A 12,765-nucleotide genomic window follows, 5' to 3' on the forward strand; every position below is an offset into this window, starting at 1 on the left:
TTGAAGGGATCGCGCCGGGACCATTCGCCCCTGCGCGCCGCGCACAGATACAGTTTTGTGCTGCGATTGTCACCCGCTTCAGGTCCAGTGTTCAGGACAGCTTGCTACCAATCCGCGATGCGTGGTGAAGCTCACGCTCGAGCCTCTCTTCTTCTTCCACCTTCGGGGTGATGAAACGCCCAAGCAACAGATAAGCCACCGGGGTAAGGAAAAGGGTGGACAACGTGGAAAGGCCGAGGCCGCCCACGATAACCCAGCCAAGCGCGACACGGGCTTCTGCGCCCGCGCCGCTGGCAAGGACCAGCGGAACCCCGCCGACAATGGTGCAGATCATTGTCATTGCGACCGGACGCAGACGGATCAGCGATGCCTCTTCAATTGCTTCCCGGACACCCATCCCCCGATCACGGAGCTGGTTGGCAAACTCGACGATGAGAATGCCGTTCTTGGCCATGATACCCACCAGAAGGACGAGACCGATCTGGCTGTAGACATTGAGGCTGGTGCCTGTCAGCAGCATGGCGAACACAGCGCAGGCGAGCCCGAGTGGTACCGTTGCCATGATGATGACCGCGCTGATGAAGCTTTCGAACTGGGCGGCCAGCACAAGAAGGATGATAACCAGCGCAAAACCGAAGATGATCAGCATCGAATTGGCGGTCTCGCCGAGCGCGGCCGCTTCGCCGAGCGGCACCAGCCGCATGCCGGGTTCGAGGAAAGGTGCGGCGATTGCCTGCGCCCGCTGATAGGCTTCGCCAAGGGCCACATCGGGCCCTAGTGCTGCGTTTACGCCGACCGAGCGCAGTTGATCCTCGCGCGACAGGGATGGCGGGACGGCCTGCTCCTTGAGCGTTGCGATGACGGACAAGGGCACGAAACGGCCGTCGCCGGCCTTGATGTAGATGTTTTCCAGATCGGTCGGATCATTCACTGGATTGGTGGTCGAGACCAGTTTCACGTCCACGCTGCGGTCGTCGATGAAGACCGAGCCGATCTTGCGGCCATCGAGCATCGCCTGGATGGTGTTGCCAAGACCGTCAATATCGATCCCCAGATCGAACGCGCGGTCGCGATCGATGGCGATCGAAAGCTGGGGTTGTGTCGTGTCATCGGAGAGCCGGGCCTGGCGGAAACTCGGATCCTCGTCCATGGCTGCGACGATCTTCTCCGCGGCTTCCGTCAGCCTGGCGTAATTGTTGCCGGCAATCGCGAAACTCAGCCCGTTGCCTGCGCCGCGGATGCCAAGGCTGTTGGGCTGGAAGACAAAAGCGCGGACACCCGGCTCATTGCGCACACGGGCAGAGATGTCGGCAACGATCTCCTGCTGGCTGCGCTCGCGATTTTCCCAGTCGGCCAGCCGCAATACGAGAAAGCCGCTGTTGGAGGAGCCGCGCCCGGCGATGGAAAAGGTGCTGACCACTTCGCCGCTGTCGCGCAGGGGCTCTATCAGCGCTTCGATCCGGCGCATCCGTTCGGCGAAGTAATCGAGGCTCACGCCCTGCGGTGCCGAAACGCGCATGAAGGCGATCGAGCGATCCTCGCTTGGCGTGATCTCGGATTTGATGAAACCGAAGGCACCATAGGAAGCGGCAGCGAAAAGAACCGAAATCACCACCACCACTGCCGGTGCGTTGAGGCAGGCATACAGGCAGCGCCGATAGAGGGTGGAAAGGGCCCGACCGGTACTTGAACCACCGCCTTGCTCCGCTTCCCCATCGGGGTGGGAGGCCAGCATGCGGGAGGCGAGCATAGGACATAGCGACAGCGCCACGATGGAGGAAAGGAACACAGCCATCGCGAGAACAAAGCCGAATTCCTTGAAAAGTCCGCCTGCCTGCCCGGGCAGGAAGGAAATGGGAACGAAGACCGCGATGAGCGTGGCCGTTGTTGCCAGAACCGCGAAGAAGACCTCCTGCGTGCCGAGCACGGCGGCAGCGCGCGCGCCCATGCCTTCATTGCGCCGGCGCACGATATTCTCCAGAACCACGATGGCATCATCCACCACAAGACCTGTCGCCAGAACCAGAGCGAGAAGGGTCAGGATGTTGATTGAAAAGCCGGTCAGGTAAATGGTCGCCAGTGTGCCGATCAGCGCCACCGGGATGGCGAGCCCCGGTATGATCGTCGCGCGAACGTCGCGCAGAAAGATGAAGATGACCAGAAGCACCACCGTCACGGAGATCAACAGCGCGATCTCAACCTCGTGGATGGCACCGTTGATGAAGGTCGCATCGTCGCTGGTTACCTCGATGTCGACCCCTTCGGGCAGGATTGCGCGCACTTCTTCCACCGCCTTGCGGACGCCGGTGGAGATCTCGAGCGTGTTCGATTGGGCCTGGCGGACGATGCCCAGCCCGATGCCGGTGCGACCGTTGGCGCGCAACTGGCTTTCCCCCAGATCGCCTCCAAGGGTGACGGTCGCCACCTCTCCCAGACGGACATTGTCCTTCAGATAGATCGCCTCGAACTCCTGCGGCGTAGAGATGGCAGCTGTGGCGCGCACCGTCAGGTCCTGCGTCGTGTTACTCAGGGAGCCTGCCGGAGTGTCGAATGCGACGGTTGCAAGCGCCTTTGAAACATCGGCCACCGTAAGCCCCATGCTGGAGAGCTTCGTCTGGTCGATGTCGATACGGAAGATTTCCGTCCGGTCGCCATAGACCTGAACATCGGCGACCCCGGGCACCGCCGAAAACGCATCGACGACTTCATCCTCCACGAGGGTGGTGAGTTGTTGTACCGGCATGCTTGCGGAGGTCAGCGCAATCCGCATGACCGCCTGGGCGTCATTGTCGGATTTGATGATGCGCGGCGCGTCAGCATCGTCGGGAAGACTGTTCTGGATGCGGCTCACCGCATCGCGCAGATCGGAAGCGGCCGTGTCCAGGTTGACGTTGTCGCTGAACTCCACCGTCACCCGGCTGCGGCCATAGGAGGAATCGGAAGATATCGCCACCACGCCGGAAACACGTGCCGCAGCGCCTTCGATCATGGCCGTCACTTCGCGGTCCATCGTTTCGGCGGCGGCGCCGGAGAAATCAGTGGAGACGGTGATGACCGGCCGATCGACGTCGGGCAGTTCACGAACCTCGATGCCGAAGAGGGCTGCAAGACCCGCCACGGCAATCAGTGTATTGAACACAAAGGCAAGGACCGGACGCCGGACAAAAAGGGCGGTAATGCCGGTCTGGGCGTTCTGAAGCGTTTCCTTCACGACGCGGATCCTCCCGCATTGGCCTGTCTGGCGCCGACACTGGCCGGATTTCCGGCCGTTTCAACGGGAGAACCCTCGCGCACATTGTGAATGCCCTGGGTGACAACGAGGGCGTTCTCGCCAAACTCGGCGTCGACAAGCACACTGTCAGCATTGCGCTGCACGATGCGCACCGGCTTCTGGCGGGCCATGCCGTCTTCCACCGCCCACACGAACGGCCCGTCAGAGCTCCACTGAATGGCGAGTGGGTCGATGGCCGGATAGGTTTCGCCCGGAAAACGCATGGAGATGGTGAAGGCCATGCCGGCACGCAGCCGGTCGTCGGGGTTGTCGATGCGTCCCTCGATGCGCAGCGTGCGACTTTCCGGGTCGATCCGATTGTCGATCGCGCTTATCTCGCCTTCATGAACCGAGGATGCGCGGGCGACCGAAATGGCTGTCAGTGGCGACCCGATATCGACCAGTCCCGCGTAGCGCTCGGGGATCCAGAAATCCACCAGGATCTGCGACCGGTCGTCTATGCTGGCGATTTCCGTGCTGCTTGTCACATAGCTGCCTGCCGATATCGGGAGAATGCCCACCGTGCCGTCGATGGGCGCAGTGATGGAACGGCGTTCGAGTGCGAGCTCCGCTTCACGCTTGGCCAGCTCCGCATTGCGAAGCGCAAGCTCGGCTTCGTTCTGCTGCACCACGCTCACCGTGTTGGATGTGCGTAGCGCCTTGATGCGTTCGAGCGTCGCCTGGGCGTCGTCCAGTGCGATGACGGCGCGGTCGAGTGCGATTTCCTCGGCATCTGAATCGAGTTTGGCGATCAGGTCGCCGGCCTTCACCTCCGCCCCCGAAGAGACCGCGATCTCGACCAGCGTGCCTGCCGTCAGCGGGTTGACGACGACCGAGCGGCGCGCCCGACCCGTACCGATCGCGGTGAGCCTGTCGTTGATCGTTGCGTGGGTGATCGGTGCAGTCACCACCGGTCCCGGCGCGCCGCCTCCGCCACGTCCTCCTCGTTGCGGGCCGCGCTCCGCGCTTGTCTGCGGGGAGCCCGCGTCAGGTGAGACAAGCCCCGTGCGGGCCAGAACATCCTGTGCGCCGGGGTAGTACAGAAACCAGACGAATGCTGCGACGATAAGAATGATGAGGCAGGCAACTGCCTGTTTCCAGAAAGACATGCACGCTCCGGCAATTCGGTTTTGGCAATGGAGGCGGCACTGATCAGCCGGTATACCGGTCGCTTCGAGCCACGCTCTTTATGCCAGCTTCCGGGCGGCTTTTCATCTGTTCTAGTATTAAATTATCGTAAGGCTACGGGAAGCAGGCGGTGTTGCTTCCCGGGTCGAGGTCGAAACGGAGTGGCTGGAGGCCGTCAGGTTACCTTGGCGCGGCTGCGATATTCTTCACGGTCCCACAGCCTTTCATGCATCACGCGTTCAAGGGTTTCTGCTGCGGCCAGAATGTCGGTGTGCCGCAGATAGAGCGGCGTCATGCCGAAGCGCAGAATATCGGGAGCCCGAAAGTCGCCGATAACGCCATTGGCGATCAGCGCCTGCATGATCGCATAGCCTTCAGGGTGTCTGAAAGACACCTGGCTGCCGCGCATGGCGCGTTCGCGCGGGGTCACCAGTTCCAGTTCAGGGCAGCGGCGTTCGACCTCGAAAATAAACCGGTCGCACAGTTCCTGCGATTTCTGGCGTACCAGTGTCATGTCGACACCTTCGAACGCATCGAGTGCAATGTTGAGCGCGGAGAGGGAGAGGATCGGCGGCGTGCCCACCTCCATGCGGTCAATTCCCTCAGCCGGCGTATAATCCGTTGTGAAGGCAAACGGGGCGTTATGCCCCATCCATCCCGACAGTGCCGGGGTGACGCTCGTCAGATGCCGTTCCGCGACATAAAGAAAGGCGGGTGCGCCGGGGCCCCCATTCAGATATTTATAGCCGCAGCCAACAGCAAAATCTGCCCCTGCGGCATCGAGATGAACCGGGAAGGCGCCGGCGCTGTGGCACAGATCCCAGATCGCCATCGCGCCCTTTTCATGAATGTGCCGGGTCATGGCCGCCATGTCGTAGCGCTCGCCGGTTCGATAGTCGACTTCCGTCAGAAGCACCGCAGCAACGCTTTCGTCCAGCGTGTCAATCATCGTCTCTGCCGTGGCGAGCTTCAACTCGTAGCCCTGCCCGAGTAGACGCGTGAGGCCATCGGCAACGTAGAGATCGGTGGGAAAATTGTTTCTGTCGGAGAGAATGACGCGCCGGGAGGGGCGCAGGGAGAGGGCGGCAGAAAGCACCTTGAAGACGTTGATCGATGTGGAATCGCCAACTGCAACGCAGTTTGCGCTTGTACCGACTAGGGAGGCAATCTTCCCTGCCACCCGAGAAGGGAGGTCGATCCAGCCTGCGTCGTTCCAACCGCGAACCAGACGTTCGCCCCACTGATGTTCGATAACCTCGCTCATGCGATGACCGAGACCGGCCGGCAAAACGCCAAGGCTGTTGCCGTCGAGATAGATGACGCCGTCTGGAACAGTGAATCGGGTGCGATGGTCTTTCAACGGGTCCCTGCGGTCGCTCTCCCGGGCACTTGCCATCATCTGATTATCCTGATTTTGTTCGGCTGTGCTCATTTGATCAAAATCCTGTTGGCCCGGCAGATTATATATAATATGATTGATTATATGAAATCTGAGGCCGAGACAATGCCGAAGCGTGACCTGCAGGAGCCTGAAGACGCGCTTGCCGCCCTCAAGCGGGACATTGTGGATGGAGTCCTGGCGCCTGGGGAACCGTTGCGCCTGATGGCGCTGTCGAAGCGCTACGGGATCGGATACACGCCCCTGCGGGAAGCGCTACCACGTCTTGAAGAGGCCGGTCTTGCGGTTCTCAGCCCCAATCGCGGTTATCGTGTTGCGTCCGTTTCCGTCGCGGAGCTGGAGGATCTTGAGCAGGCGCGCGCGGTGGTGGAGACAGCACTTCTCAAGGACTCCATAGCCCATGGCGATCTGGATTGGGAAAGCGCCATCGTGGCGTGCCATCACCAGTTGTCGCGCGCTTCGGCCGCCCTTTGCCGCGAGCGCTCCAGGACATTCGCGGCATGGATGGATGCGCATGACGCGTTTCATCAATCACTTCTCTCGGCTGCCAGGTCGGGCTGGTTAAAATCCTTTCAGCGGCAGATTTCCGAGCAGCTGAGGCGGCATCATCAGGCACTTCTGTTTCTGCCGGAAGATGACGAGGGGAATTCTTATGAACATGACGGGGCGACCCAGGCGTTGCTGGAGGAGGCGCTGTCCATTTCCAATCACACCCGGTTGATGGAGGCCGTGCTTGCACGTGATGCGGAGCACGCGGCTGGCCTGCTGCGTGAGCACGTCCAGTTCACGCTGGCGGTCTATCAATCGGCAGCGGAACAATCTGCGGGGGATGCTCCGGCCCGCGCGTGAAGACAGTTGAGGATACGAACCGGGGAAGGGTTGCCCGACCCATCCCTCGGTCCATCAGGATCATTCGGCCGCCCGTGGGAATGCGGGGTGAGCTGCGGGAGGATTAAAAGAATGCCGGGTTTCGTCGATACGTTTCTGAATGCCGAGGTTTTTTTCCGAATCTTTCCGATGCTCCTGAAGGGAGTTGGAAATACGATCCTTCTCGCCCTGACAACGATCACGCTTGGGGGGCTTGCGGGGGTTCTCATCTGCCTGGCGAGACTTTATGGGCCGCGTCCATTGCGTCTCCTTGCCGTGTTGCACGTGGATGTGTTTCGTGCGCTGCCGATCCTCGTTGTCCTCGTGCTGATCTATTATGCGTTGCCTTTTGTCGGCATCCGCCTCAACGCCTTCACGTCCGCGACGCTGGCGCTCGGACTGGTCTTTTCTGCGTTCACGGCCGAGGTTTTCCGCGCTGGCATACAGTCGATTCCCGAGGGACAGACCGAGGCTGCCAAGGCTCTTGGCATGCCGTTCTGGGCAATCATCTACAAAATCATCCTGCCGCAGGCGTTTCGCGTGGCGATTCCGCCGCATACGAGCAATTCGGTCGCAATCGCCAAGGACACATCACTGGCTTCCGTTGTTGCCATGCCTGATCTTCTCAAACAGGCAACCGATGCCCAGGCGCTGACGGCCAACCCCACACCGCTGATCGCCGCCGCGGTTATGTACCTGATTGTGCTTTGGCCAGCGGTGCGTCTCGTGTCGTATCTGGAAGAGCGTTTTCGGACTGTGAAGCGCTGAACCGGCCTCACCACGGTTTCCTCCCGCTTCTTGCCGCGCCTGCCGAGGGGGGGCGGGGCGGGACCAGTGCGGCCAAAGGCAGGACGCAAAACACCGCCCGCCACCGGCCCTGCGGTCTTACGCTAGAGGTGCGGTGCACGGAAAACAAGCTGTTGATTTCAATGAGGAAGTGGATGGTGGGCGTGACTGGGATTGAACCAGTGACCCCTACGATGTCAACGTAGTGCTCTCCCGCTGAGCTACACGCCCATCCGACGCCGCGCATAGATCATAAAATTGCGGCAGGCGTCAATAGGTAGTTTGGGGATTTTACGGCAAATCCGACACCCGTCCCGGATGCCGCGCCTCCCCATAACAAAACGGCTCTCAGGCCGCCTGCAAAAGCTTCTCCACCTCGTTCACGAGATCGCGCAGGTGGAAGGGTTTGGACAGGACTTTTGCATCCTGCGGAGCGTTCGAATCCGGGTTCAGCGCGACAGCGGCAAAACCCGTGATGAACATCACCTTGAGGTCAGGGTCTATTTCCGTCGCGCGCCTTGCCAGCTCGATGCCGTCCATCTCCGGCATCACGATGTCCGTCAAAAGGAGAGAAAAGGGCTCTTCGCGCAACCTGTCATAGGCGCCGGCGCCATTGTCGAAGTCTACGACTTCGTAGCCCGCCCGTTCAAGCGCCTTCACGAGAAAGCGCCGCATATCGTTATCGTCTTCCGCCAGGAGAATCCGTGCCATTGTGCCGTCCGAATCGTGCGAGAGCGGTCGTCCCGCCAACCGCTTATGTGTTACCAGCTATATGATTCTCGCATGGTAAATATCAAGTGAATCCTTATGGGCCAGTCTGTGGAGCGGCTGGACAGGCGGGGGCGCCGGTGGCAGGCTTCAGAAGAATACAGCGTTGCGGAGGCGCAAAACACGGATGAATGCTGCAGCGGATTTCGGCACGGTGCCCGCGTTTGAGGTGCATGCTCCAGCGTCGCAAGAGGTGCCCTTCGTTTTCAATTCGCCACACAGTGGGCGCCATTATCCGCAACGTTTTCTCGAGATGAGCAAGCTCGATGCCAGGGTGATCCGGCGGTCGGAAGACTGTTATGTTGATGAACTGTTTTCCGGCGTCGTCGCCTGTGGCGCCCCTTTCCTCAAAGCCAATTTCCCACGTGCGTATCTCGATGTGAATCGTGAGCCCTGGGAGCTCGATCCGCGCATGTTTTGCGAGCCGGTGCCGCCCTACGCCAATATCCGTTCGCCACGAGTGGCGGGCGGGCTTGGTACAGTGCCCAAGCTGGTGGGAGAGGGCCTCGACATATATCAGGGGCGGTTGCCGCTGGCTGAGGCGGTTTCACGGATAGAATCGATCTACCAGCCTTATCATGAATGCCTCAAACGCCTTCTCATCGACACGCATTGCGCGTTCGGACATGGGATTCTCATCGATTGCCATTCCATGCCGGCGGGCGTGCGTTCCGGCGACGGTGGACTGAGGCCTGATTTCATCATCGGAGATCGCTTCGGGGTGTCTGCGGCACCGGTCCTTACGGAATGGGTGATCGGGTTGTTGACGGCGCGCGGCTACTGCGTGGTGCACAACAAGCCCTATGCGGGCGGCTTCATCACAGAGCATTACGGGCGTCCCGCACAGGGTCTTCACGCCCTGCAGATCGAGATCAATCGAAGCCTCTATATGGATGAGCGCACGCTGGAAAAGACGGCTGGCTTTCACGCACTTATGGAGGATTTATCAGATTTCGCCCGTGAGCTGATGCTGACCGCCGGCCGGCACTTCAGCGCTTTTCCCCTGGCTGCCGAATGATCCGCAATTTTGCGGCAGTGCAGCATATGCCGGTGTCGATTTCCGGAAGCAGATGCAAAAAAAGACCGCATCGCATTGGCGACGCGGCCTAAAGTCTAGGGAGGAAACGCCCAAAAAGGGCATTCGGCAGATAAACTGCCTGATTGGAAGTTTATGTTGCATTGCAGCATTGTCAAGCGTTAACCGTTCGTGAACCGTTGCAAACGGCCGCATTCACAGCGAAGATCGGCCTCCGGCCATTCGCCCGCCAGCAAATCCAGTATCCAGGAGTTTTCCATGACCGTGTCGCCGGCCCTGATGCGCCGCATTGCCCAAGCTGCCGCAGAACAAACCCTGCCGCGGTTCCGCCAGCCGGTGCTGATCGACAACAAGGTGGATGGCGGCTTCGATCCGGTTACGGAGGCTGATCGCGAGGCCGAGAAAGCGATTCGCGCGCTGATCTGCGAGGCCTACCCCGATCATGGCATACTGGGCGAGGAGTTTGGCCTTGAGCGCGAGGCGAGCGATCACCGCTGGATCATCGATCCGATTGACGGCACACGTGCCTTCATCTCGGGCCTGCCGCTGTGGGGGACACTGGTGGGGCTCACCGTATCAGGCCGTGCGGTCGCGGGCATGATGTCCCAGCCGTTCACGGGTGAGCTGTTCTATGCGGTCGGTGAGGGCAGCCACTATGAGGGCCCCGGCGGTGCGCGCAGACTGAAGACCCGCGACACGTCCGAGCTTTCCGATGCCACGCTGTGCACCACCACGCCTGCGCTCTTCGATGCCCTGCGTCGCCCGGCTTACGACAGGGTGGAAGAGGCGGTCTGCCTCCCCCGCTATGGGACGGACTGCTATGCCTATGCCATGCTGGCGGCCGGGCAGGTCGATCTCGTCATCGAGTCTGGACTGCAGCCTTACGACATCGTCGCGCTGGTTCCGATCATCGAGCAGGCGGGTGGGGTAATCACGAGCTGGGCTGGCGGCAGACCTGAAAGCGGTGGCGATATCATTGCTGCGGCGACCCGCGAGCTCCACGAAAAAGCGATGGCGCTGCTGCGCTGATCCTGTTCAGTAGTCGATGTCGCCCGTGCCTTCCAGGAAAGCAAAGAAAGCTGCAAGCGCCTGTTCGCGATAGCGATCGGCTTCCTGAAGCAATTCGTGCCGCGCTCCGTCGATCGTCAACAGGGAACCGCTGCGCAGATGGCGTACATAGGCCTCAATCGCCCTGTTGGAAACGACCCGGTCGCCCCCTGCTGCCAGTGTCAGCGAGGGGATGTGCAGCCGTGCCATGAACTCCGGCTCCGTTACCTGTTCCACGGCGCGGAACATCGCCCGCGTCCAGGCCACTGTCGGGCCATTGATGGCAAGCCCGGGCCAGGCTGTCACAGTCGCGCGGTTGCGGTTGAAACGCGCCGGGTCGGAACTTAATGCTGCCGGTGAAAAATCCGGGGTCTTGAGCCGGTTTCGACGGCCCGGCATGTACATTTTTCCAAGCCCGATCGCATAGAGAAACCGGGCGAGGCGCCTGACCCAAACCGTTGTTGACGGTGATGCCGCAAGGCCGAGCAAGGGCGCACAGAGCACCATGCGGCGCACGCGGTTGGTAAGGCTGGGGGAGGCGAGAAGGGCAATCAGCACACCGGTCGAGTGCGCGAGGATGTAATAGGGGCCCCGGCAGTCGGGCAGAACAACCTGCTCAAACAGCGCGTCCAGGTCGCGGACATAGTCGTCAAAGCTCTCCACATAGCCGCGATTGGCATTCGCCAGAAGCCTTTCGGAGCCACCCTGCCCACGCCAGTCGAGGATTGCCGTCCCATAGCCGCGCTGCGCGAGATCGTCGGCCGTTTCGAAGTATTTCTCGATGTATTCGTTGCGACCGGGAAGCACCACCACAGTGCCGTGTTTCGCCTCGCCCCGGCCCGGAACGCGTGCGTACCGGATCGAGATCCCGTCGCTTGTCCGCAACAGACCTGCCCTGATCCCCTCTGGTGCGGGATTTTCCGGAACCACGATAAGCAGGTCATCCATGCAGAAACATTGGCCTCAAGAGCGGAGATGAGGGTCGTCAGAAGATGATATTCCTATGGATTGATAGAGCCCGGTCGCCTGAAAGGCAAGAAACGGAAAGGTTTGGGGAAACGAATGCCGGAAGCGACGTCATGCCGCTTCCGGCGTTCCGCACCGGTGGAAGGGACGTTACATCCGGTGCTTGCCTGATGGCAGCACAAGGCCATCCATCAGGTTCGCCAACCCTACCGTGATCAAGCTGAACGGTTTCCGAGTGGGCTGTTCATCGGCTGTTCATGTGCGAGGCGCGCGCTCTTGAACCGTATTTTTGATGTCCCCATATAATTTCTGCGGCCGCCAGGACGGGGCCGCTGGCCACTCAGAAACGCCCATAAGCGGGTTTCGGAAAACGGCCATAACGCAATGTTGCTCAACAGGAGAACAAACCATGCGTCACGTTGATTTTTCGCCTCTCTATCGTTCCACCGTCGGGTTCGACCGGCTTTTCTCGATGCTCGATACGCTCGGGCAGCCGGATAACGGCCAGACCTATCCGCCCTACAATATCGAGCGCACGGGTGAGGACGCCTACCGCATCTCGATGGCGGTCGCCGGGTTCGGCGAGGAGGACATTTCCATCGAGGCTCACCGCAATGTGCTCACCGTCAAGGGCGAGAAGAGCACGGAACAGAAGGATGAGGGTGAGCTGCTTTATCGCGGCATTGCCTCGCGCAGCTTCGAGCGCCGCTTCCAGCTTGCCGACCATGTCGAGGTGACGGGCGCCAGTCTGGAGAACGGCCTGCTTCACATCGAGCTCACGCGCAACATCCCCGAGGAGATGAAGCCGCGCCGCATCCCCATTGCTTCGGTGAAGGATGCGAAGGAGATCGAGGCCAAGGCCCACTAAGGCGAATAAGTGTCTTAAAGACCTGACGGCGGCGCCCTTGTGGCGCCGCTTCTGGTTCAGGTGTTTGGAATCGCGCGGCGGCGCGAAAGAAGGGCGTCGAGTGAGATCAGCCCGGCACCTTTGACCACCAGATAGAGAAGCAGGAAAACCCAGAGCGTGCGCTGGTCCCAGATCAGCCCGTCCGAAAAGCGATCGAACCAGGCGCCTGCCGTCTGGGAGCCGACCTTGTGAACGGCGATGTCGACATAGGACTGCACGAGCACGAAACCGATCATGCCGAGCGCTGCGATGCGGGTGAACAATCCGAACACGATCAGCAATGGCAACACGAACTCAGAATATGTCCCCAGCCAGACAATCATCCCCCATGGGATGAACGATACGGCGGAGACGTTGCCGCCCGCCGCTTCCACTGCCGGCAGCGCGATCTGGTAATAGGCGCCGTCAGCGACGTGAAAGAAGCCGAAAAAGCCGTCTCCGACTTTCGTACGTGCCGAGTTCAGGAAGTAAAAATAGAGAACGGCGAAGAAGGAGAAGCGGGCTGTAAGGCCCAGGAACCATCCGTCAAGCAAGCGCTCCACGGTCGAGAATACACGCGCATGCAGCGCCTCGATTGTCTGAAACACGGG

11 protein-coding genes and 1 tRNA gene are annotated in these 12,765 nt (G+C 60.6%); 5 read left to right on the top strand and 7 right to left on the bottom strand.

Going from position 1 to position 12,765, the window contains the following annotated elements; translation table 11 throughout:
• Positions 1–91 precede the first annotated feature (91 nt).
• From P2W41_RS05615 to kynU, 3 genes are all read right to left on the bottom strand, one after another.
• On the bottom strand, positions 92–3,211 hold the full coding sequence (locus P2W41_RS05615; protein WP_404934530.1) for an efflux RND transporter permease subunit: 3,120 nt from the start codon (positions 3,209–3,211) through the stop codon (positions 92–94).
• Complete coding sequence (locus P2W41_RS05620) at positions 3,208–4,380, bottom strand: efflux RND transporter periplasmic adaptor subunit (protein WP_292897113.1); 1,173 nt, start codon at positions 4,378–4,380, stop codon at positions 3,208–3,210. The genes P2W41_RS05615 and P2W41_RS05620 overlap by 4 nt, the downstream gene beginning before the upstream one ends.
• A gap of 194 nt (positions 4,381–4,574) precedes the next feature.
• Positions 4,575–5,798, bottom strand: coding sequence for a kynureninase (gene kynU, locus P2W41_RS05625; protein ID WP_404934924.1), 1,224 nt, complete (start codon positions 5,796–5,798; stop codon positions 4,575–4,577).
• 72 nt (positions 5,799–5,870) lie between these two features.
• On the opposite strand from kynU, the gene P2W41_RS05630 reads away from it, so the two are divergent.
• Together P2W41_RS05630 and P2W41_RS05635 are read left to right on the top strand one after the other, a co-directional pair.
• Complete coding sequence (locus tag P2W41_RS05630) at positions 5,871–6,647, top strand: GntR family transcriptional regulator (RefSeq protein ID WP_404934531.1); 777 nt, start codon at positions 5,871–5,873, stop codon at positions 6,645–6,647.
• Between the two features lie 111 nt (positions 6,648–6,758).
• Positions 6,759–7,433 carry an amino acid ABC transporter permease gene (locus P2W41_RS05635; protein WP_223021455.1) on the top strand — a complete coding sequence of 225 codons (675 nt, stop codon included), beginning with the start codon at positions 6,759–6,761 and terminating at the stop codon, positions 7,431–7,433.
• Positions 7,434–7,607: 174 nt separating this feature from the next.
• On the opposite strand, the gene P2W41_RS05640 is transcribed toward P2W41_RS05635, so the two are convergent.
• Both P2W41_RS05640 and cpdR read right to left on the bottom strand, forming a co-directional pair.
• Positions 7,608–7,682, bottom strand: a tRNA-Val gene (locus P2W41_RS05640).
• Between the two features lie 117 nt (positions 7,683–7,799).
• Positions 7,800–8,162: a cell cycle two-component system response regulator CpdR gene (gene cpdR, locus P2W41_RS05645; RefSeq protein WP_007008549.1), complete on the bottom strand. Its 363-nt coding sequence runs from the start codon at positions 8,160–8,162 to the stop codon at positions 7,800–7,802.
• Between the two features lie 184 nt (positions 8,163–8,346).
• Here cpdR and P2W41_RS05650 point away from each other — a divergent pair, with 184 nt between their 5' ends.
• Both P2W41_RS05650 and hisN read left to right on the top strand, forming a co-directional pair.
• Positions 8,347–9,237, top strand: a complete 891-nt coding sequence (locus P2W41_RS05650) for an N-formylglutamate amidohydrolase (RefSeq protein ID WP_404934532.1) — start codon at positions 8,347–8,349, stop codon at positions 9,235–9,237.
• Between the two features lie 276 nt (positions 9,238–9,513).
• Positions 9,514–10,284, top strand: a complete 771-nt coding sequence (gene hisN / locus P2W41_RS05655; protein WP_404934533.1) for a histidinol-phosphatase — start codon at positions 9,514–9,516, stop codon at positions 10,282–10,284.
• Positions 10,285–10,290: 6 nt separating this feature from the next.
• Here the strand turns inward: hisN and P2W41_RS05660 are convergent, their stop codons facing one another.
• Entirely contained in the window at positions 10,291–11,250 is a 960-nt protein-coding gene (locus tag P2W41_RS05660; protein WP_404934534.1) for an alpha/beta fold hydrolase, read from the bottom strand.
• A gap of 427 nt (positions 11,251–11,677) precedes the next feature.
• On the opposite strand from P2W41_RS05660, the gene P2W41_RS05665 reads away from it, so the two are divergent.
• Entirely contained in the window at positions 11,678–12,136 is a 459-nt protein-coding gene (locus P2W41_RS05665) for an Hsp20 family protein (RefSeq protein ID WP_404934535.1), read from the top strand.
• A gap of 56 nt (positions 12,137–12,192) precedes the next feature.
• Here the strand turns inward: P2W41_RS05665 and P2W41_RS05670 are convergent, their stop codons facing one another.
• Positions 12,193–12,762: a DoxX family protein gene (locus tag P2W41_RS05670; RefSeq protein WP_292897106.1), complete on the bottom strand. Its 570-nt coding sequence runs from the start codon at positions 12,760–12,762 to the stop codon at positions 12,193–12,195.
• Positions 12,763–12,765 lie beyond the last annotated feature (3 nt).

Source organism: Nitratireductor sp. L15S-10 (genome assembly GCF_045011005.1).
GTDB lineage: Bacteria > Pseudomonadota > Alphaproteobacteria > Rhizobiales > Rhizobiaceae > Nitratireductor.

What these genes read in the sequence shown, in the direction of transcription:
- P2W41_RS05650 (WP_404934532.1), top strand. Translation starts at nt 8,347, where the DNA reads ATGAATGCTGCAGCGGATTTCGGCACGGTGCCCGCGTTTGAGGTGCAT.
- P2W41_RS05635 (WP_223021455.1), top strand. Translation starts at nt 6,759, where the DNA reads ATGCCGGGTTTCGTCGATACGTTTCTGAATGCCGAGGTTTTTTTCCGA.
- cpdR (WP_007008549.1), bottom strand. Translation starts at nt 8,162, where the DNA reads ATGGCACGGATTCTCCTGGCGGAAGACGATAACGATATGCGGCGCTTT.
- kynU (WP_404934924.1), bottom strand. Translation starts at nt 5,798, where the DNA reads ATGATGGCAAGTGCCCGGGAGAGCGACCGCAGGGACCCGTTGAAAGAC.
- P2W41_RS05630 (WP_404934531.1), top strand. Translation starts at nt 5,871, where the DNA reads ATGATTGATTATATGAAATCTGAGGCCGAGACAATGCCGAAGCGTGAC.
- P2W41_RS05665 (WP_404934535.1), top strand. Translation starts at nt 11,678, where the DNA reads ATGCGTCACGTTGATTTTTCGCCTCTCTATCGTTCCACCGTCGGGTTC.
- P2W41_RS05620 (WP_292897113.1), bottom strand. Translation starts at nt 4,380, where the DNA reads ATGTCTTTCTGGAAACAGGCAGTTGCCTGCCTCATCATTCTTATCGTC.
- P2W41_RS05660 (WP_404934534.1), bottom strand. Translation starts at nt 11,250, where the DNA reads ATGGATGACCTGCTTATCGTGGTTCCGGAAAATCCCGCACCAGAGGGG.
- hisN (WP_404934533.1), top strand. Translation starts at nt 9,514, where the DNA reads ATGACCGTGTCGCCGGCCCTGATGCGCCGCATTGCCCAAGCTGCCGCA.